Origin of the sequence: Longitalea luteola, assembly GCF_017356035.1 — a bacterium.
Classification (GTDB): Bacteria; Bacteroidota; Bacteroidia; order Chitinophagales; family Chitinophagaceae; genus Niastella; species Niastella luteola.
Window position 1 is genome coordinate 188,573 of record NZ_JAFIQX010000013.1, and the last position, 21,468, is coordinate 210,040.

General features: G+C 46.9%; 19 protein-coding genes. 13 read left to right on the forward strand and 6 right to left on the reverse strand.

The genetic code is table 11. The features are described from left to right. Positions 1-20: 20 nt before the first annotated feature. Together JUB15_RS25015 and JUB15_RS25020 are read right to left on the reverse strand one after the other, a co-directional pair. Positions 21-668 (reverse strand): FMN-dependent NADH-azoreductase, encoded by a 648-nt coding sequence (locus JUB15_RS25015; RefSeq protein WP_207515390.1) that lies wholly within the window; start codon positions 666-668, stop codon positions 21-23. 72 nt (positions 669-740) lie between these two features. Next, positions 741-1,316, reverse strand: a complete 576-nt coding sequence (locus tag JUB15_RS25020) for a Crp/Fnr family transcriptional regulator (protein ID WP_207515391.1) — start codon at positions 1,314-1,316, stop codon at positions 741-743. Positions 1,317-1,362: 46 nt separating this feature from the next. Between JUB15_RS25020 and JUB15_RS25025 the strand changes: the two genes are divergently transcribed. Continuing rightward, positions 1,363-2,685: a DEAD/DEAH box helicase gene (locus JUB15_RS25025; protein WP_207515392.1), complete on the forward strand. Its 1,323-nt coding sequence runs from the start codon at positions 1,363-1,365 to the stop codon at positions 2,683-2,685. A 45-nt stretch (positions 2,686-2,730) separates the two neighbouring features. Here JUB15_RS25025 and JUB15_RS25030 read toward each other — a convergent pair whose 3' ends face one another. From JUB15_RS25030 to JUB15_RS25040, 3 genes are all read right to left on the reverse strand, one after another. Next, positions 2,731-3,462 (reverse strand): EcsC family protein, encoded by a 732-nt coding sequence (locus JUB15_RS25030; protein WP_207515393.1) that lies wholly within the window; start codon positions 3,460-3,462, stop codon positions 2,731-2,733. Positions 3,463-3,557: 95 nt separating this feature from the next. Then, positions 3,558-4,418 carry an alpha/beta fold hydrolase gene (locus tag JUB15_RS25035; protein ID WP_207515394.1) on the reverse strand — a complete coding sequence of 287 codons (861 nt, stop codon included), beginning with the start codon at positions 4,416-4,418 and terminating at the stop codon, positions 3,558-3,560. 57 nt (positions 4,419-4,475) lie between these two features. After that, entirely contained in the window at positions 4,476-6,320 is a 1,845-nt protein-coding gene (locus JUB15_RS25040) for a glycoside hydrolase (protein WP_207515395.1), read from the reverse strand. A 229-nt stretch (positions 6,321-6,549) separates the two neighbouring features. Here JUB15_RS25040 and JUB15_RS25045 point away from each other — a divergent pair, with 229 nt between their 5' ends. The 9 genes from JUB15_RS25045 (at position 6,550) to JUB15_RS25080 (ending at position 17,451) form a co-directional block, all read left to right on the forward strand. Beyond that, positions 6,550-7,479 carry an alpha/beta fold hydrolase gene (locus tag JUB15_RS25045; RefSeq protein WP_207515396.1) on the forward strand — a complete coding sequence of 310 codons (930 nt, stop codon included), beginning with the start codon at positions 6,550-6,552 and terminating at the stop codon, positions 7,477-7,479. A gap of 185 nt (positions 7,480-7,664) precedes the next feature. Further along, positions 7,665-8,492, forward strand: coding sequence for a helix-turn-helix domain-containing protein (locus JUB15_RS25050; RefSeq protein WP_207515397.1), 828 nt, complete (start codon positions 7,665-7,667; stop codon positions 8,490-8,492). Between the two features lie 62 nt (positions 8,493-8,554). Further along, entirely contained in the window at positions 8,555-9,703 is a 1,149-nt protein-coding gene (gene chrA, locus JUB15_RS25055; RefSeq protein ID WP_207515398.1) for a chromate efflux transporter, read from the forward strand. Between the two features lie 155 nt (positions 9,704-9,858). Continuing rightward, complete coding sequence (locus tag JUB15_RS25060) at positions 9,859-10,284, forward strand: DoxX family protein (RefSeq protein WP_207515399.1); 426 nt, start codon at positions 9,859-9,861, stop codon at positions 10,282-10,284. 8 nt (positions 10,285-10,292) lie between these two features. Continuing rightward, positions 10,293-11,693 (forward strand): TolC family protein, encoded by a 1,401-nt coding sequence (locus JUB15_RS25065; protein ID WP_207515400.1) that lies wholly within the window; start codon positions 10,293-10,295, stop codon positions 11,691-11,693. Between the two features lie 4 nt (positions 11,694-11,697). Next, on the forward strand, positions 11,698-14,553 hold the full coding sequence (locus JUB15_RS25070; RefSeq protein WP_255539677.1) for an efflux RND transporter permease subunit: 2,856 nt from the start codon (positions 11,698-11,700) through the stop codon (positions 14,551-14,553). After that, positions 14,534-14,839 (forward strand): efflux RND transporter permease subunit, encoded by a 306-nt coding sequence (locus JUB15_RS28675; RefSeq protein ID WP_369411604.1) that lies wholly within the window; start codon positions 14,534-14,536, stop codon positions 14,837-14,839. The genes JUB15_RS25070 and JUB15_RS28675 overlap by 20 nt, the downstream gene beginning before the upstream one ends. 16 nt (positions 14,840-14,855) lie before the next feature. Continuing rightward, on the forward strand, positions 14,856-15,941 hold the full coding sequence (locus tag JUB15_RS25075) for an efflux RND transporter periplasmic adaptor subunit (RefSeq protein ID WP_207515401.1): 1,086 nt from the start codon (positions 14,856-14,858) through the stop codon (positions 15,939-15,941). Positions 15,942-16,143: 202 nt separating this feature from the next. Beyond that, positions 16,144-17,451, forward strand: a complete 1,308-nt coding sequence (locus tag JUB15_RS25080) for a beta-propeller fold lactonase family protein (protein WP_207515402.1) — start codon at positions 16,144-16,146, stop codon at positions 17,449-17,451. Positions 17,452-17,466: 15 nt separating this feature from the next. On the opposite strand, the gene JUB15_RS25085 is transcribed toward JUB15_RS25080, so the two are convergent. Then, on the reverse strand, positions 17,467-17,685 hold the full coding sequence (locus JUB15_RS25085) for a DUF3072 domain-containing protein (protein ID WP_207515403.1): 219 nt from the start codon (positions 17,683-17,685) through the stop codon (positions 17,467-17,469). A 197-nt stretch (positions 17,686-17,882) separates the two neighbouring features. On the opposite strand from JUB15_RS25085, the gene JUB15_RS25090 reads away from it, so the two are divergent. The 3 genes from JUB15_RS25090 to JUB15_RS25100 all read left to right on the forward strand — a co-directional run bounded on the left by JUB15_RS25090 (position 17,883) and on the right by JUB15_RS25100 (position 21,391). Beyond that, positions 17,883-19,019, forward strand: a complete 1,137-nt coding sequence (locus JUB15_RS25090; RefSeq protein WP_207515404.1) for a ScyD/ScyE family protein — start codon at positions 17,883-17,885, stop codon at positions 19,017-19,019. 173 nt (positions 19,020-19,192) lie between these two features. Continuing rightward, the gene (locus JUB15_RS25095) at positions 19,193-19,861 is read left to right on the forward strand and encodes a class I SAM-dependent methyltransferase (RefSeq protein WP_207515405.1); all 669 of its coding nucleotides are present in this window, start codon (positions 19,193-19,195) and stop codon (positions 19,859-19,861) included. Positions 19,862-20,047: 186 nt separating this feature from the next. Next, entirely contained in the window at positions 20,048-21,391 is a 1,344-nt protein-coding gene (locus tag JUB15_RS25100) for a TolC family protein (RefSeq protein WP_207515406.1), read from the forward strand. Positions 21,392-21,468 lie beyond the last annotated feature (77 nt).

Sequence of the window (21,468 nt, forward strand, 5' to 3'; positions counted from 1 at the left end):
ATTTACGGCTTTAACATAGATTAATTACACAAAATGCGGTCAATTAAACGGGGAATCTTTGCGAATGCTTCGCTTTTGGATCGTTCATGCCTTTGGTCTTTGAATTCCTGGTATTCGATACCTATATGGTAAAAATCCTTTTCAATATCAACGCCTAAATAATGCGCACAGCTTTTAATATGAGGCACCAGGTGATTATGAGCTTCCCTAATTCCTCCTGGCTGAAAATCAAATTCCCCGGAAGAAGTAAAGACCACCAGTTTTTTCCCTGTCAGGATGGGTTCTATCGGAAAGTCTCCGCGGGAAAGATCAAAGGAAAAAGTTTCGTTGATCCGCGCGATCTGATCGAACCAGGCCTTCAGGGCTGCCGGCATTCCATAGTTGTACATGGGAGTGCCGATAACGATCAGGTCCGTTGCCGAGACCTGCCGGATGTATTCATCTGACCTTGCGAGCGCCAGTCGTTGTTCTTCGGTAAGCGCCGTCCTCGAAAAAGCACCTGCTATCCAGTCAGGGGTCATCAGCGGGGGAGGGCATTTGACAAGATCCAGTTCTTCGATCTCAGGATTGTCAATTTTTTGTTGAAGCCTGCCGAGGAAATCCTTTGAGAGCTTACGGGTAAGTGACCGTTCCATGCTGGCACTGGATTGAACATTCAATATTTTCATTCACTGTTTTTTTAATGCAGGTAAATTTCGTACGGCGCCGCATTAAAAAAATTGAACTGGTTCAAGAAATGATCACAGGTCTTTTTGTGCCCTGATCTTACTCAGCATTTCGGCTGAAATGCCCAGATAGGATGCAATGAGGTATTGTGGGATCTGCGCCTGTAACGACGGGTATTGTTGTAAAAATGTTTTGTACCTGCTCCTGGCGTCATGTGCATTCCTGTAATAAATACGCCGTAACAAAGCGGTAGCGTGGCTTTGAAGTATCAGCCTGAAGTATTTTTCAAGCTTGGGTAACTTTTCAAGCAGCTCATTGAAAGCAGCGCGGGTGATGAGCGCCACTGTTGCAGGTGTTATAGCGGAAATGTTCAGGCTGCTGGCATGCTGATTATGAAAGCTGTCGAGGTCAGCCGCCCACCAGTCGGCAACGGCGAGTAATACGATCTCTTCCTTGCCGGTAGCAGCATCAATTATATAACCCTTTAGACTGCCCTCCAGCACAAAAGCATCATACCTGCACACTGATCCTGCAGACAGCAGATGCTCGCCGCGGTTCAGTTGTTTAATGGTCCAGTATGAGCTTATTATATTTTGATCTTCTTCTGTAAGCGAAACATACCGCCTGATGTTGTCGAATAATAGCTCCATAATTACTTGAAGTAAAACAAAGTTACGAATACCGTACTTTTGCCAAATGCACAAATCTTCTTTTTCTATTGAGGACTCGCTCAGGAATTTACAGATCGATGCGTTGAATGAGATGCAACAGGCGTCTTTGGAAGCCAATAAAACCGCAAATGAAGTAGTGTTGCTGGCAGATACCGGCTCCGGCAAAACGCTTGCTTTCCTGCTGCCGGCAGCACAATTGTTAGACAGACATAAAAAGGTTACACAGGCAATGATCATTGTGCCTTCGCGGGAACTGGCCCTGCAAATTGAACAGGTGTTCAAAAAAATGGGAACGGGCTTTAAGATCACCTGTTGTTATGGCGGTCATTTACGGGAAACGGAAGAAAATAACCTGAAGCAGGCGCCTGCTTTGATCGTGGGAACACCAGGCCGGCTGGCCGATCATATCCGCCGCGGTAATATTATTACCAGTCATATTGAAACCCTTGTGCTGGATGAGTTTGATAAGTCGCTCGAGCAGGGCTTTGAAGAAGAAATGTCTTTCATTATCGCGTCACTGCCTGCCTTGAAGAAAAGAATGCTTACATCTGCTACCGAAGCCCTGGAAGTGCCGGCATTCGTAGGACTGCAGGAGCCGGTGAAACTTGATTTTTTAAAAAGGGAGAAAACAGGCGCCCTGACTGTTCAAATGGTATGGAGTGATGATAAAGATAAATCGAATACGTTATTCAGGCTGATCTGTGCATTGGGTAATCGTTCTACCATTGTGTTTTGCAACCAGCGCGAGTTTGTAGAGGATGCTAGCGCTTACCTGAAAGACAATGGCATTGTGAATGTATTCTATCATGGCGCCATGGAACAACAGGAGCGCGACGCCGCTTTGTGCAAATTCCGGAACGGCAGTTCGAATGTATTGATCTGTACCGACCTGGCTGCACGCGGACTTGATATTCCCAATATCCGCTACATTGTACATTACCAGCTTCCCAATACAGAAGAATCCTATACGCATCGCAACGGGCGTACTGCCCGCATGGAAGCCAGTGGTACCGCTATCCTGATACTGGGGCCAACCGAAAGAGTGCCTGAATACATTTCAACAGCACCTGCCGTCATTGAACTGCCAACTACAACCGTATTGCCCAAAAAGCCGGAGTGGACCACTTTCTTTATTTCGGCGGGTAAAAAGGACAAAGTGAATAAAGTTGATATTGTAGGTTTCCTCGCCAATAAAGGTCAATTGAAAAAAGAAGATATAGGATTGATCGAGGTGAAGGACTTCTTCTCCTTTGTAGCGGTGCGTAAATCAAAAGCAAGCCATACTTTACATTTGATCAAAGATGAGAAGATCAAGAATAAGAAAGTAAAGATCCATGTGGCGAAGTAGCCATTGATTACAACGATCCCTACGTGGTTTGGCGTTAGCACTGCCTCAGATCAAATGCCGTGCTTCGGCCCAGCGCATATGGTAAGCCATTTTTGCCGTATAGCCGAGTTTGCGTATGAGCCTGTAATTTACCAGCGCGCCCACCGGTGCTCCTATAACGGGGATCAGCTGCGCCATTTTAGCCAGGTCGATATAATCGCGGTATTCCTGCTGGAAGGGGCGCCATTCAAACTGGTGAATATCTTCGGGCAGGCTTTTCGATTTTTCATCCCAGTCTTTCATGCTCAAAAATACCTGTCTTCGGTGTTTGGCCGAAGAGAACGCCAGCTGAAAGATATGCAGGATATACACACGCTCCTTGTAATCATTTACCGGGTATCCATAGGTAGCTGCGATCTCGAAAAGGAGTTTGATCTTTATAGCAATTAAAAGCGGAAAATCGGCCAGGCCGAGCAACAGGCCGCCGGCGCCTGTGACGGCGCCTTCAACGGCTGCTGTATTACGGTATAGTTTAATCTTTTCATCAACACGGTAGTCGCCTTCTTCCAAAGAAAGCAGCATCTTTTTATTCCGTGTCGTCCATTTAGCGCCAAATAATACACCGCGGATCATTTGTTTGATCGCTACTGTAATGGCCTGATGCACTTTTTCCGGGATCAGGCTGTTGATCTTGTCTTGCGCTGATTTGGACAGGCGGTTCAGGACGCCGGGCCTCCGCATCATTTTCCGCTGCCATAATTGCAGCTCCCGCATCATTTCCTGTTCGTAGATCATCATAATGCTACGAAATGCAAAAATGCTGCCGGGGATCAGTTGTCGGGCGATTAGTTTACCTGCTGAATCTGAAGGGGTTCAGGGGAGCGTAAACTTTCTTATTTTACCGAAGCGATAAAGTTTTTTATTAATGTGGCCGCGGGAGCAGCGTGCGTTTCGAGCATCAGGTGCCCGGCATCAAAGATATGCGCTTCCATGCGAGGCAGGTCTTCCATCCAGGAAACCGTTTCTGCAATGTGGAAGAAAGCATCGTGCCGGCCCCATAACAGTAAGGCAGGTGGCTGATGGGTTCGCAGGTAATCACCGATGGCATCAAACTGCGCTGCATGCGTGGCATAATCAGTGATCAATTTGCGTTGAACGTCTAAATGGCCTGGCAGCGACATCACCCGCCAGTCTTCCTCCCACAAAGCCGGTGCTATTTTTTTTGCTACGTCTTCCGGTACGCCGGCAACATATTGGTCTCGCATACCCTGCAAGGTTAAATGCATCATCGCGGCGGCTTCATTTTGAGGATTGGGATGAGACCAGTACTCCAATGTATCTTTCCATAATGGACCAAAACCAGTGCGATGCGCATTGGCGTTTTGGATGATGAGGCCAAGAACACGTTCCGGCGCTTTCATGGCCAGCCGGATGCCGGGTACAGCACCGAAATCATGTAAATAAATAAACAGTGATCGAACTTCTAAATGATCGAGCAGTTCACTGAACACCGTAGTGTATGCGTCGAAGGTGGAAACGGGTAATTTTTCTGATTGGCCATAGGCCGGCATGTCGGGAGCGATCACATAGGCCGATTGAGCCAGCACGGGGATCACATCCCGGAATCCATTCGCTGAGTTGGGAAACCCATGAATTAACAAAACGGCCGGCCGCTGCTTTTCACCGGCAACGATCACGGAAAGATCTGTTCCGAAGGATGTTTTGACGGTAATTCGGTTAATGGTGTTTGACATGATCTATAGGTTATATATCCTTAAAGATACGCGCTACGTTTTGCCCCATCACGATTGTTAACGGTTTGTCAAAAGCCCGGTAACTGGCGTGAATTTCCATTTAAAATTATCGAGGTTCAACCATTCCCATTGCACGAGGTCGTCGCCGTTATTCATGCCGTTGGCGTTTATGGCCAGGCATTTGGCGCTGTTGTGTGCTACGATCTTGTAATAACCTCCGCCTGCATCAATGATATTGTACCGTTGACTGGGCGCATTCAGTTCGCTCCATTGTTTTATCAAAGCGCCGTTGGCGCCGGAACTGCCATCTACCGAAAACACTTTTGCATTGTAAGCAGGAACGATCCTGTAACCATAGCTGGTCTTTTCAATGTTGAATTTGAGATTGCTTTGGTTCACCCAGCTCCACTGTTCAATCTGGGCGCCATTATCTACCGACCATCCCTGAACGGAAAGGTATTTGCTGCTGTGTTTGGCCTGTATGGAATATAAGCCGTCTGCAATGGGGCTTCCGGCGATAGTTACCGGTATTACAAAAGTGGTGACCGACATCGCCGGGGCCGTATAACCGAGCTGGTTATTGGTGAAATTCAAACTGCCCAGGGATGCGCAATTTTCGGTATTTGACGTTCGGTATACCTGCGCGGCCGATACGCCGGCAAACAGGTTCAGATCTAATTTATAGGCAGCATCTGCATGGGTGGCATTCACCACTACCAGCACTACCTGGTTATTGGCAGCGTTGATGGCTGCGAGCGTATTGGCCTGGTTGCTTTCAATAACGGTGTAGCCTTGTTTAATGAACCGGGAAAATTGCATGCGCACGTAATAGTTCTTTGTTCTTACATACGTGTGGGCGCTGTCGTTATAGCGTAACAGTCCCCAGGTATTGGTGTAGCTGTCCATCAGTTGCCAGTCGAGCCAGGCATTGGCATGCATATCATGCATGTCCTGCACGATGCGGGCCGCGATCACCAGGTCATAAGCCAGGTCAGAGTTATCTGGCGGTGTGATCCATAAAGGCCCGCTTTCTGACTGCCAAAGCCTTTTGTTATATTGTTTGGCAATGGCATACAGCTGGCTTCGTTGTGTGCCGCCATAACTGTGGGTATTGATCTGGCTGAAGCTGCCCATATTGGAAGCGCCAAAATAGTTCAACGCCGACACGCAGCCATCGATCGAATTGGCATCATTGGCTGCCAATTGCACCGGTAGGCCTTTGGCGGTTATCTGGCTTTTGCAGGCATTGATCAAGGTGATCTGGTGGTCCCAGTTAACGTAAGTGCCTTCCTGCTGGCCTAAGGACGGCCAGGCTACTTCCGGTTCGTTCAGCGGTTCCAGGGTTCTGAATTGAATTCCATACAGCGTGTTGTAGTTTTTGACGACCTCGGTAAGGTAGTCGGCATAAGCCGTATAATGCGTGGATTTAATATTTTCCGCGCCGTTTACGCCACCGGCCGAACAGCCGCTGTTGGTCATCCAGTAGGGCGGTGAATAGGAGGCGGCCTCAAAAATGCAATCCGTTCTTTTTGCTTTCAGGGCCAGCAAGAATTTTCTTTGGCTGGCATCCCGCGTAAAATCATAGGCTGCGGACGCGCTTGTTTTAAAACCGGGAATGGCTGCATCAAAACGCATGTGGTTATGTGCAGGATCGTCGCCGCCACCGATATTATACCTGAAAATATTCATGTTGAGCTCGTTGGGGCTGGTGATCCAGTTGCATATTTCATCAACCTGTGCCGGGGAAGCCCAGCTGCCAACCCGGTTGGCCCACCACGATAATGAGCCGCCCCAGCCTTCAACCGTCTGGTATTTTAATTCAGGGTCAATGGCAATGTAGCTTTGGGCCATGGCAGAACCGGCTGCTATGGCAAGAATGGCAGCAATAGTTAGTTGTTTCATGGTAATAGGTGCATGAAAGGTGTACTAACAATGCTACTGATAAAACAAGCAAAAGGAAATGGAAATTTTTATGGTAAGGATGGATTTTATTATGGGAGCTTACAGAAAAAGATACTACAGCCGCGCAATAAAATTGCGCTCCTGTCACTTTTAACCCTCTAATTGTCGCATCCGCACCTCGATCAACATGATCTTGCTGCCGAAATTTGTGTCCTAACAAACCGACAATATGAAAAATTTAATTCTATTCAGTTTCTTTGTTGCCCTTGTGGTGGCCTCATGTCAACAGCCTTCAAAAGAAGATCCAAATGCGTCGACGGCATCGAAAGACACGACTGTCAGCCAGTCCATAAAACCGGCCGACACCGGGTATGCAGCTGTAAACGGACTGAAAATGTATTATGAGGTCTATGGCAATGGTAAACCTATCGTTTTGTTGCATGGCTCTTATATGAATATACCTATGAACTGGGCGCATATAATTCCGATGCTGGCAAAAGACAGAAAGGTCATTGTAGCGGAGATGCAGGGTCATGGCCGCACCAGGGATATAGCCCGGGAATTCAGTTACGAAGCTATGGCCGACGATGTATCCGGGTTGCTGAAGCACCTCAAAATAGATAGTGCAGATATCCTGGGCTATAGCATGGGAGGTGGAATAGCTTTCCAGTTTGCTATACGCCATCCGGAGCAGGTGCGCAGGCTCGTCGTACTGTCAGGTACCTATACACATGATGGTTGGTGGCCCGATGTAGAAGCCAGTTATCCGAGCATCACTGCAGATATGTTCGAAGGCACTCCCATACAAAAACAATACGACAGTCTAGGAAATGATCCGGCCCATTTTGCAGAATTTGTAAAAAAGGTTATCAGTATAGATTTAAAACCTTATGATTGGTCGAAGGATGTCAAAAATATAAAAGCCCCGCTGTTCATGGCTATTGGTGATGCCGATGGTGTACGGTATGAGCATGCCCTGGAACTGTTTCGCGCCAAAGGTGGTGGCAAAATGGGTGATATTCATGGGCTGCCCAAATCGCGACTGGCCATTATACCCGGCACTACCCACATAGGTATGATGTATAGGACGGATTGGCTGATACCCATGATCACCGATTTCCTGGATGCCGACCTGAATGCGCCACCGCCTACGTTTTAACTTTTTTGATTCGCCTGCTTCCCGCAAACAAAACAACCGCTTCCCAAGCGGTTGTTTTGTTTGCTCACCGGCTTAAGGGCACTGGCTATTGGAAGGCCATTTTAAATTTCTACATCTTATCTTTATCAAATAAAGCGCTGGTTGGCCAGGCTGAACTGTAAATCATTAATTTTATTGCGCCTTCTATGAATCGTTCCATAATCGATATCAAGGATAAAACGCAGCCGTCAGAGGATATAAGAATATCTCCTTTCAGAAAGGAGGTTAGGAAAACAAATCCGCATAAACACAATAGTTATTTAGAAATAGTTTATCTCTCCGCCGGTAACGGATTTCATATTATAGATTCGCGGAAATTTGAGGTAACGCCGCCGGTCATCTTTTTTGTGCGGCAGGAACAAATGCATTACTTTGATCTGGAAGGCGAGCCCGAAGGTTTTGTAACCATTGTAAAAAAGCCGTTTGTGCAAAAGAGCCTTGATAATGAGTTGAAGCTGTTGCTGGCAAAACTCAGCTCGCAGCAATGCCTTCGAATGAGTGAAGAGGAAACCATTGACCAGTTATTCCGGTTAATGGTCAAAGAATATGCAGCCAACGGGGAACATAGCTTTCATATCATGGAAGGATTGTTAAAGGCTTTATTAGCCAAGATCCTGGAAATTGCAAAACCTGTCATTCGTACTTCAGAGCACAGACCAGACCTGTATCAATCTTTTGTGGAATTGCTCCAAGCAGGTGCGGTAGTAAAAAACTCCGTGCAGTTCTATGCAGAGCAATTGAACACCACGCCGCAAAACCTGAATGCTGCCTGCCGCAAAGCGGTCGGTCAATCCGCCACAGAAGTACTGGCAGAGTTTATTACCAGCGAGGCCCGGCGGCTTTTGCTTTATACCAACAATACGGTTTCCCAAATAGCGCATGCCCTTGATTTTATAGATGCCTCTCATTTTGTAAAATACTTCAAACGGATAACAGGTCAAACACCGCAGACCTTCCGGCTTTCAGGTAAATGATACCTTTGCCGAAAAAGCGTCCTGTTTTAGAGATGCTTGACTATGGATTAAAACAGAACAGCATGATCAACACCAAAAATGACGGCCCACAACGGCCTTCGTTAGCTGAGCTGGCCGGTTTGTTCTTGAAGCTGGGTATTATTGGTTTTGGTGGTCCGGCTGCGCATATTGCACTTATGCAGGAGGAAGTAGTGAGCAGAAGACAATGGATGGATGGCCAACATTTTTTAGATCTGGTTGGGGCTACCAACCTTATACCAGGGCCCAACAGTACCGAGCTGGCCATGCACATTGGCCGTGAAAGGGCCGGTACAAAAGGATTGATAGTGGCGGGCGCCTGTTTTATTTTACCTGCCGTACTCATCACCGGTTTATTGGCATGGCTATACTTACAATATGGCACGGTGCCAACTGTACAACCATTTTTATATGGAATAAAACCTGCTATCATCGCCATCATTCTGGCTGCCATTTTTCCCCTGGCCAAACGGTCATTAATAACAGTGCAGTCGGGTATTATTGGACTGGCGGCGATAATATTGTCTTTTTTTCAATACAAGGAAGTATACATCATTTTTGGCGCAGGATTACTTGCACTGCTGCTGGCTGTATTAAAGCGCCGGCCGAACACGCATTGCCTGTTGCCATTTTTCATGCTTCAGCTACCAGCCTCTGCATTGTTAACGATTACCGCCTCCAACTGGAAATTATTTCTTCTCTTTTTGAAAATAGGTGCCATTCTGTATGGCAGCGGATATGTATTATTTGCCTATATTGAAAGTGAGTTGGCTGCGACGGGAATAATAACGCATCAGCAGTTGACTGATGCCATTGCTGTTGGTCAGTTCACACCAGGGCCCGTCTTTTCCGCCGTTACTTTTATCGGTTATCAGGTGAATGGTTTTACCGGGGCCGTTGCTGCAACTATGGGCGTTTTTCTGCCTTCCTTTCTTTTTGTAGCGATGTTAAATCCACTCGTTCGCGCCATGAGAGGTTCAGCCACTTTCTCTGCATTTCTCGATGCGGTGAATGTTGCCTCGGTGGCAGTAATAATAGTCGTATGTTATGAACTGGCAAAAAGTTCGGTGACTGATTGGCGAACGCTGCTGATAGCGTTGACAAGTTTGTTTGTTCTATTCATTGCCAGGATAAACGCGGCTCTCATCATCGTTGGCGGCGCGCTCGCGGGATATGTATTAGGCTTATTTTAATATTTAGTGATATACCATACTATTTTCAAATATACCATAAACTTACCCGGCTAATTTCGAATATTTGCTTTGAATGATTGCGGATATAGGCCTTGCCGCCTGATCCGCAATTCTTTTTTATACGCGGGTTATAACTTCCACTTAGTTGCACCAGTATGTTTGCAAAGCTATTGTCAACCAACAACGATAAAACCACCATTCTGATACGCCTGATGGTCGGCGTTGTTTTTCTTTCTGAAGGAATTCAGAAATTTTTATTTCCAGGTTCATTGGGCGCCGGCCGTTTTAAGAAGATCGGAATACCGAACCCGGAATTTTTCGGACCGTTTGTTGGAACTTTTGAGATCACTTGCGGCATATTGATATTATTTGGATTATTCACCCGCTTTGCTGCGATTCCCCTTATTATCATTATGCTGGTTGCCTTTACAACCACCAAAGCCCCGTTACTTGCTGATGGAATATGGAAAATGTTTCATGACAGCAGAACCGACTGGGCCATGTTGCTCGGCAGCATTTTTTTACTGATCAGGGGTGGTGGAAAATGGTCACTGGACAACCGCATGACACAACCAAAATAAAACGAGCCATGTTAGCATCAGGCCATTCAGGTAATAAAAGTTACCTGGCTATTGTTTCTTTCGCTTTCCTTGTAACCATCGTTGCTCCCGGAATAGCTCGTGCGCAGGAGATCAGGCTTTCTATCAAAGAAACACTGGAGAAAGTGCAACAACAGTTGCCGCAGCTCGAATCGTACCGGCAGCAGGCCGCAGCCACAAAAGAAAACATTTCATTAGCCAGGAACAGTATGGTGCCCGATCTTACAGCCGGTTACCAGGTAAACATGGCTACGTTTAACAATATAACCGGAATGAATTATCCGGGTTTTTTAGTGCCTGTCAGCGGCCCGCCCAGTGCCACCAATGAGATGAATTTTATTCCGGGTACAGCATTGGGTGCATTGGTGAAATGGAATCCATTCACTTTCGGCCAGCGTGAAGCCGCCATTGCCAAAGCTACTGCGCAGTACAAACAGGCCAATGCTGCCTATGATGATCAGTTGTTTCAATTTCAGTATACGGCTTTGAACCTGTATCTGGAAGCATTGTACCTTAAACAGGTGCTGCGCATTTCGGAAGAAGTAACGAATAGATATAAAGTAAGCCTTGAACAATCGCTGGTACTGGCAAAGACCGGGTTAAAGCCGGGGATAGATACCGCTCAATTTCAGTCGATGATCATTCAAACAGAAATTGACTACCTGCAAACCGAAAAAGCTTACCTGCAAAAGCTGGAAGAACTTACCCGGCTTACTGGTTTAACCGGTGCCGCTGCCAATGTGGTGCTCACAGATTCTACGCTCAAATCGTCATTGCTTGTTGAGGATAGTGTTGTATTTGCCCGTCATCCCTATTACCAGTTTATAGAAGCGCAGAGAAATACCACAGAAGCCGGTTTGCGCGAATGGCAACGCGCCTGGATGCCTCAACTCGATATCTGGGGCAGCCTGTATGCGCGAGGTTCGGGGGTTAACGCGCATGGGATCGTGAACAAAGCAGATGGCTGGGGGCTGTCGAGAACCAATGCCGGCATCGGCCTGCAACTGAGCTTCCCGGTATTGCAATTCAGCAAGGTCAATATCAGAAAAAAGCAGCACTGCCTGTTGCTAAGATCAGATGAGGCCAGGCTGGCGCAGGCCCGTTTGGATATTGCCAAACAGCTGGAAAGCGCTCAATTGCAATACAAACAGGATGCGAAAATTGCGGCAAAAACGCCTGTTCAATTAAAAATTGCAGCAGACGTCTATGAGGGGCTGAAGCTGAGTTATGAAGCTGGTTTACTGGATTACACCCGGCTGTACCAGTCGCAATATGAATTGACAAAAGCAGCATTGAACAACGCCACTGCTCAATTACAGTTATGGCGGTCTTTATTGGCCGTTGCTGTTGCCAAAGGAAACCTGGCCATTTTTACTGACCAACTTAACTGATCTTATGAAACTCATTATAGCTGCATTGCGGCACCCCATTACAATACTCGTAACAGTATTTGCCATCCTGTTCTTTTCCTGGCTGGCCGTACGTAATACAAAAGTGGATATTTTTCCAAAGCTGGGCTTGCCGACTGTATACGTGGCCCAACCTTATGGCGGCCTGTCGCCCGAGCAAATGGAAGGATTCATTACATCATACTATGAATATCACTTCCTGTATATCACCGGCGTAAAATATGTAGACTCGAGATCCATTCAGGGTGCAGCGCTTATCAAGATAGAATTTAATGAAGGTACCGATATGAGCCAGGCAATGGCTGAAGTGGTAGGGTATGTGAACCGATCCAGGGCTTTTATGCCGCCAGGTACCGTTCCACCATTTATAACGCGCTTCGATGCGGGTAGCGTACCCGTGGGCCAGCTGGTGTTCAGTAGCGAAACCCGTTCACTGGGCGAGATCTCAGACCTGGCCTTGTTCAGGGTGCGGCCGATGTTCTCCACGCTGCCGGGCGTTTCAGCACCGCCGCCATTTGGTGGCAACCAGAAAACGGTATTGATAACAGTTGACCCCGACAAGATCAGGAACTATCACCTTACTCCCGACCAGGTAGTACAATCGCTCATAAAAACAAATACGATCAGTCCGGCCGGCAATGTGCGCATTGGAGACAGTACCTACATAACGCCTCAAAATAGTGTTATCGAGAATTTGCAGGAGCTACAGAACATGCCCATACAACCCGGCAGCGGGCCAGCTGTGTATGTAAAGGATATTGCCACTGTTTCACTGGGTTCGGATGTAACTACCAGTTATGCCCTGGTGAATGGCAAGCGTTCAGTATATATTCCGGTCACGAAAAGAGCCGATGCTTCCACCTGGGATGTGGTGCAACGGGTGAAAGCCGCTTTGCCCGACATGCAGGCGGCCATCCCGGACGATATAAAAGTATCTTACGAGTTCGATCAATCAGGTTACGTGATCAATGCCCTTAAAAGCCTGCTGTTTGAAGGGGCACTGGGCGCCCTGTTGACCGGCTTGATGGTGTTGTTGTTTCTCGGAGACAGGAGAGGAGCCTTCATCGTTGTGTTAACTATTCCCCTGGCCCTCTTGGCTTCGGCCACCCTGTTATATCTCACCGGACAAACCATCAATATTATGACACTGGGCGGCCTGGCTTTGGCAGTAGGTATACTGGTCGATGAAGCTACCGTAACCATAGAGAACATACACCGGCATATGGAAATGGGCAAAAGCAAGGCAAGGGCCATTGCTGATGGTTCAAAAGAAATAGCGATCCCCAAATTGCTGATCCTCTTAAGCATTTTAGCGGTATTTGTTCCGGCATTATTCATGCATGGGGTACCAAAAGCGATGTTCCTGCCCTTATCACTGGCAGTAGGCTTTGCCATGATCGCTTCCTTCCTGTTATCTCAAACCTTCGTACCCGTGATGGGCAACTGGCTAATGAAGCATCATTTAAGCGGGGGGCACAAAAAAAACGGCGCCTTCTCCCGGATTCAAAATAAATATGTGCAATATGGCAGCCGCCTTCATGGAAAAGGCGGCATTCTCACGGTGTTATTCATCGGCTTTTCGGTGGCAGCTGCTGCTCTGTTGTTCGCTGCCATTGGAACCGAATTATTTCCAGGAACGGATACCGGACAAACACAGGTACGGTTGCGATTACCGGTAGGTACCAGATTGGAAAGAACGGAAGACGCCACGCGGAAATTATTAAGTGAAGTGAACCGGATTGCCGGAAAACAGAATGTACTTATTTCGTCTGCTTTTGTGGGTACCCAGCCATCGAGCTTTCCCGTTAACTATATTCACCTGTGGACAGGCGGCCCGCACGAGTCGGTAACAAAGTTCAAATTAAAGCCCGGGGCCATTGCCCTGGATTCATTCAAAGAACAATTAAGAGCTGCTTTGGCAAAAGAGCTTCCTGCTGCGAAAATTTCTTTTGAACCAGGTAATTTGGCCGAGCAGGTGCTGAATTTAGGATCAACGAATCCCGTTGAGCTTGCTGTGGTAAACAAAAACCTGGAAGAAGGGAAAAAAACCGCTGCCTGGTTGTACAACCAGCTTTCGGCTATACCGTATTTAAAGGATGTGCAGATCGCTACTCCGCTTAATTATCCCGCCATCAAAATTGATGTGGACCGGGTGAAAGCCGGACAACTGAACCTCACTACCGATCAGATAACCCGCAGCACAATAGCGGCTACTTCTTCGAGCCGCTTTACATCGCCAGCCTACTGGCTCGACAAAACGACAGGAACAGCCTATATTATACAGGTACAATACCCCGAATACCGGGTAAATAATACCACGCAGCTGGAAATGATCCCGATAGCTGCCGGTAACGGCAATCTGCACCTGCTTAATGAAGTTGCTTCCTGGAAACATGTTACGATGCCGGGTGAATATGACCGGTTAAATCAACAACGTTATATCACTATTTCGGCCAACGTACAGGGCAAGGATCTCGGCACTGCTTTCCAAGAGGTAAATACGATCGTTAAGCAGGCGCCTTTACCTAAGGGTTCAAAAATCTTATTGCGTGGGCAACCGGAATTGCTGGAGGATACATTGTACAGTTTGCAGTTCGGTCTGCTGGTGGCCGTGGTCGTTATTTTTTTACTGATGACCGTATTTTTTCAATCGTTTCGCATTTCTTTTACCATCCTTTCTGTAATACCGGCTGTTATAGCAGGTTCCTTATTTTTTCTGTTGATCACGGGCAATACGCTGAACATACAATCGTACATGGGATGCATTATGGCGGTAGGGGTCGGCCATTGCCAATGCCGTGTTGTTCATCACCGCTGCAGAAGTGCAACGAAAGGCCGGTGATCTTCGTACGGCTTATGTTGCAGCCTCAGCGAGCAGGCTGCGTCCGATCCTGATGACAAGCCTGGCTATGATAGCGGGCATGATACCGATGGCGATCGGCCTTGGCGAAAGCGGTGATCAAACTTCGCCCCTGGGCATAGCGGTTATTGGAGGATTGGTATTTTCAACTGTAAGTGTCCTGTTCTTTTTGCCACAGGTCTATCAGTATGCTGTTGGCAGGCGGAAATATATTTCTGCGTCCCTTGATCCCGACGATCCTGATAGCAAAAATTTTAATGAACAATAAAACGCTCTATAGGAATATGAAATATGTTATTGCAGTGGTACTGATTGCCGCATTGACCGGCTGCCGGAACAATACCCCATCGCCGCCGGTTGCTCCTGCAAATACCCCCGATACCGTTCCTGTTTTTGTAATTCACGATACCCATGTAACCAAACACATCGAGTTGCCTGCTGAAATGTTACCTTACGAACAGGCAGTCCTGTTTGCCCGGGTGCAGGGTTATATAAAAGATATGAAGGCTGATATGGGCGACAAAGTACGAAAGGGACAAACACTGGCTGTCATAGAAGCACCGGAATTGCAAACGAAATATGCAGAATTCCAGGCCACGTTACAGGCGGCAAAAGCAAAGCTGATGAGCAGTGCCGACGTGTATCAACGCTTATCGAAAGCGGCGCAGGCAAAAACGCCCGGCATTGTTGCTGCTGTGGATTTGGAACGAAGCAGGAATCAATACCTGGCAGACAGCGCCAGCTATGAAGCATCGAGGCAGCTGGCGAGATCATACAAAGAGGTGGCGGGTTACCTTGTGCTAACAGCACCTTTTGATGGAGTGATCACTGCCCGGAATGCTGACCGTGGCGCGCTGGTAGGCAACAACCAGGCTATCCTCACAATTCAGCGTATCGACAAACTGCGTATACGGGTAGCTGTTCCTGAACTGTATGTGTCATCAGGCGCTGTTTCCAAAACGGCTGATTTCAGGGTAGATGCGTTTCCCAACAAATTGTTCCAGGCAACGCTTACCCGCAAAAGTGAAAGCATCGATCCGCAAACAAGAACCGAAATGTGGGAGTTTGATTATGATAACCGCAAAAATGAACTGAAAGCCGGCTCCTTTGCTTACTTAAAACTGACCTTACAGCGCAGCGGCAACTCCTTTATTCTTCCGCCTACGGCTGTTGCGACCACCCAGGAAAGAAAATTCCTGATTAAAGTAAAAGATGGCAAAGCAACCTGGGTAGATGTGCGCCAGGGGATGTCTACTGATAAAGGCGTAGAGGTATTCGGCGATTTAAAGAACAATGATACGATCGTAATAAGGGCCACCGATGAAAGAAAACCGGGAACTGAAGCTTATTGGAAATTAAACAAGCTTTAACAAAAACAGGAAAGGGCAATAATATTTGTTTAAAGAACGGGTAAAAAAATCCACGGATGAAAGCTCTTCACAGGCTGTACTTCAATAAATGTGCATAAAGCATTAGAAATGTACGCTCAATGGCTTTTACATGGGGCATTTTGCGGCGATGGTATCTAAATTGTAGCTTTTGGGAGATCGCTCAAAAAATGAAGTCACGCTTATGATCAAGCAAATCCTGGCATGTGTGCATGCCTCCCTATGGGCAGTTATCTGTTGTTTACTGGTTGCCTGTAACAAAGATGCATTGAATGAATACAGTGGTGGTTATAAACCTGGCCAAAAGGCTCCCGTCGGCAACGTCACAGACATAATTTACATCCAAACGAATAACAATCAATACGCACAAAACGCCATTATCGGCTATCGTGTTTATGAAAACGGCGTTCCCGTGCTTATGGAAGAAGGGCCGTTTTTAACCGGTGGCTCAGGACTGCCCAGCAGCCCGAATGCCGGTTCCTTTAATTCAGACCATGAAGTGCGGTTGTCGAACGATAAGCGGTTCCTGCTGACCGTTAACTCCGGTGACAATACCATCTCCGTATTTTCCATACAATCTGACGGTACTTTGAAACTGGTGCCCGGCGCACCATTTTCGTCGGGTGGTGAAACCCCGGTAAGCATCGACATGTGGCAGCAATATGTGATCGTACTGAATAAAAGCAATGACCCGGTAAAACCTTCATCGGCACCACCAAACTATTCGGTGTTTAGTTTAGCAGCCGACGGATCACTGAAGCCGGTGAGTAAATTTGAAGTGCGCGAAGGTATATCGCCCGGACAGGTATTTGTTTCCCGCACCGGCGCCTTTGTATACGGTTCCAATACCTGGGGTTTTGATTATACACCACCGGCCATCCGGTTGGATCTGTTCTCCATCAGCGGCAATGGCGTGTTAAAGGCCGGTATGGATGCGCCGGCAATCGATTCCACGCTGCCCGGCGCCCTGGGCATGTGCCAGAGCTGGCGGCAAAATGTATTGTATGTTGCTTTTCCCTTTTCGGACCAATTCAATTTTTATGACATGGATCCCAGCACTGGCGCTTTAACCTATGTTGGAAACGCAAACGCCCGGCCTGGCTGTAGCCGCCTTTGTTCAGATAATTCTAACAACAAATTATTCACTGCCAATACCATCGATAATTCGGTGAGTATGTTCGATATCAGCAGTGCACGGTCGCCCCGCAAACTGGGTGAGTTAACGCTCAAGGAAACGGGACCAGCATACACCGGGTATTTTGGCAGCTACGCGAGCAGTCAATGCGTTTCATTGGCTACCAGCAGCAATGACCAGCTGTTGTATGTAGTTTCGCAACACGCCAATCCCGATCTTGGCATCGGCAATTATAATTATTTACACGTTTTACATATTGACGAGGCGGCTGGTCTGCAGGAGCCCGATGAACCGGTACAATTGCCCGTGCCTAATACTTTGCGGCCGCGCGGGCTGGCAGTATTGACATTGAATTAATCCAAAAAAGCGATCTCATTCAGCCTCTTTGCCTCTGCCGGTGAGTTCCTGCAACTCCTCAATTTTCTTCGAAGCTTCGGCCTTGGTCATATTTTCATCGATTTCCACCTTGGCCTCGCCAGCCAGCGTATGTAAATAAGAACGTTGCGCTTCTGTCATCGGTTCATTGCCGGTTGTCCAGTTGTCAGGATCTTTGATTGCGTTTCCTTTATTGTTGTTGTCATTCTTCTGCATGTGCTAATATTTTTAGTATAATTATGCCATAATTATGCCATCCCGATTGCGCCAATGTGCAAAGTAAATTTTGGATGCTGTATAATTTTAGTGGATTTTTGCGCGACATAATTCATCTATTTCCTTCCCCCCGAAAATTTCAATTTCCTTCCCGCTGATAACGCTGCTTTTCTTCACCTAAAACAAAGGAGGCGTTTATGGCAAAAAGAGGATTATTAAGATCAGGTTATGTCCTTCTTGTTATTCTGACTGTTGCATCATGCCGTAAGGACATCGGCCATTACTGCGATTGCGATCAGGAGGACCTGGTAGCATCCGTTTCAGTATTGGCTTCCGGGCTGAACAATCCGCGTGGATTGACATTTGGACCAGACGGAAACCTTTATGTTGCAGAAGGCGGTATTGGAGGTACCAATTCTACTGCCGGTTTATGTACCCAGGTGCTACCTCCCATAGGCCCATATACGGGCAGCAATACCGGCGCCCGGATATTGAGAGTAGATTGGGCCGGGAACGTTACTACGGTTGCCGACAGCTTACCATCGAGCCAGACAGCTGCTGAAACCGGCAGTTTGGTCAGTGGCGTTGCTGATGTAGCTTTTATTGGAAATACGCTGTATGGATTGCTTGCAGGAGCCGGCTGCTCACATGGCGTTACCAGTGTACCAAATGGCATTGTAAGGGTGCATAGTAACAGAACATGGGAGTTGATAGCCAACCTCAGCGAGTGGCAAATGGGTCATCCGGTAGCCAATCCTTCAGCAGGCGATTTTGAACCGGATGGCAGCTGGTACGACATGATAGCGGTAGGCGGCCGGTTCTATGCCGTTGAACCAAACCATGGTGAGATCGTGACTGTAACCCGCAATGGAAATATTGACCGGCTCGTCGATATGTCGGCAACTGAAGGGCATATTGTGCCGACTGCAATTGCTTACCATAGAGGCAATTTTTATGTAGGCAATCTTGGTGTTTTCCCGATTGAAGGAAATTCGAAAGTTTATAAGGTTACACATTCGGGTGAGGTCAGTGTAGTGGACACCGGTTTCCATGCGATTCTTGGTATTGCTTTCGACAGATCAGGCGGAATGTATGTGCTTGAAAACACAACAGGAAATGCTTTTCCCACACCGGGCACAGGCACTATCATCAGGATCGATCCTTCAGGCAACCGGCGCACACTGGTTACCGGTTTAAACCTGCCCACGGCATTGGAATATGGACCAGACGGTAATTTATACGTTTCCAACTGGGGCTTTGGTCCTCCGGCCATAGGAGGTGGAGAAATACTTAAGATCAGGATCGATTGCGACAAAAACCGCAAGGATAAATGATCATACATGAACATTTGATACTTCTTGAATGGCGTTCCTTGAACGCCATTTTTCAGTAATCCGGTAATTGAAAAAGTGACCCGGGTAAGATCATTGGTGTCATAAGCAGTTGTTCAACCCTGAATTTACCGGGGCGTTTTATTTTCAATATATTTGATGTCATAAAGGAATGTATGCGACAGCTGTTCAAAGTTGCAAAAGCCATTTTTTTGTACATTTTGGGAAGATGCAGAGGCCTGTTCTCCACCAGTTCCTTTGGGATCAAAGGAGGCTACCGGCATCGTAAAAAAGAGGTCTATTGGGATGATACATCGTTCACGGATGAATGTCAGAAAGAGGTGTATGAGTTAGCCCGGTTTTACCTGGATAAATACGGTTACAAAAACGTATTGGACATTGGCTGTGGATCAGGTTTTAAATTGCTGCGCTACTTTTCTGATTGCAATACAGCAGGCGTGGAGGTGGATGCTACGTATAAATTCCTCAAAGAAAAATATCCTGACCGTGTATGGATAAATGCGGATCAGGCGGGTCAGATGCCGCAGAAAACGGATATAATTATCTGCGCCGATGTAATAGAGCATCTGATTAACCCGGATGACCTGTTGAAGCTGATAAAAGATATACACTTTGAACTACTGTTTTTAAGCACTCCGGAAAGAAAAATATGCAGGGGCTGGCTGGATTACGGTCCGCCCGCAAATATTCATCATGTGCGCGAATGGAATGCAAAAGAATTTAGCCGCTACATTGCTCCTCACTTTGATATTTTAGCGCATATGATAACAAATGTAGCCGATGCTACGCAGCTGCTGATCTGCAAAAGAAAAACGACGACCTGATCGACTGCCGGTAAGAGAAACGCCGCCTTAAAATCTGCTTAAAAAAATGAGCGGATGCACGAAATATGATATTAATCACCGCTTAACAACTTTTCACCAGCCGGTTTGTTAATAACCAATAATTTTGCAGGCTAAATTATTCCTACCCAAACTTTTAGCTATTTAATCACCGATATTACGCGTTCTATGAAAGGTGTATTTACTTTACTGCTTTTACTGATGCTGTACCCTTCGCTGTTGTTGTCACAGGTAATAACTGATACTACACTGGAGCAGGCGACCCTTCAACAGTGTATCCGGTATGGGCTGGAACATCAGCCTGCCATCCGGGCTTCTATAATTGATGAAGAGATTACCGAAACAACCATTAAAAACAAACTGGCCGACTGGTATCCACAACTGAATCTATCGGCCAACCTGCAGCATTACCTGAAGATGCCGGTTTCCATTTTTCCTGACTTCACGAATCCTGCCGGTCCAAAACGCGAAGTACAAACAGGTGTACGCAATTACTCAACACCGCAGCTTTCAGTAACCCAAACTATTTTTAATCGCGATGTATTACTGGCAAGCCGTACGGCCCGGGATGTTCGGCTGCAAGCCCGCCAGACAACGACAGCCAATAAAATAGAGGTTGCTGCCGGCATTTCAAAAGCGTTTTACGACGTACTGCTTACCCAGCAGCAAATACAGGTGTTGAACGAAACCATCACCCGGCTCGACCGCAGTTTGAAAGATGCCTGGTATCAATACCAGAGTGGTGTGGCAGACAAGACCGACTATAAACGAGCTACGATCGCATTCAACAATGCCAAGGCTGATCGCAGGGCCGCACAGGAGCAGCTCAATGCCCGGTACGCGTACCTCAAGCAGCAAATGGGTTATCCCGCCGAACAGCCGTTACATTTATCGTTCGATACTACCCATATGGAAAAGGAGATCGCCTTCGACACTTTGCAAAAAGTACAATATGAGAGCCGGATCGAATTCAAACAATTGCAAACCCAGCAACGGCTGCTGCAGGCCAATGTAAAGTATAATCAATGGAGTTATATTCCCACGTTTTCGGCCTTCGGCTTATACAACCTGGTTTATCAAAATGATGAATTTTCAAAATTGTACAGTCAGTCGTTCCCCAACTCTTACATCGGGGTACAATTCGCATGGCCGCTTTTCCAGGGAGGTAAAAGAACGCTGAATATCAGGCAGGCCAATTTGCAATTAAAGCGAAATGAGTGGGAGATGGCCGATCTTAAAAACAATATCAATACACAGTACAGCCAGGCGATGGCCACCTATAAAAGCAATCTGAACGATTTTTATACGCAGAAAGAGAACCTTGAACTGGCCAGTGATGTATATAACACGTTGCAATTGCAATATAAGTCAGGTATCAAGACCTATCTGGAAGTCATTATTGCCGAAACCGATCTGCGCACTACGCAACTGAACTATTATAATTCATTATACCAGGTATTATCAAGTAAAATAGATGTTGAAAAAGCACTGGGTACCTTAAAAACCAATTAGCTGATGTGCAAATGTGATAATGTGATAATGCATCAAATTTCAGAACTCCGCGATCATTCAGCAGTTGTGGATTTTCG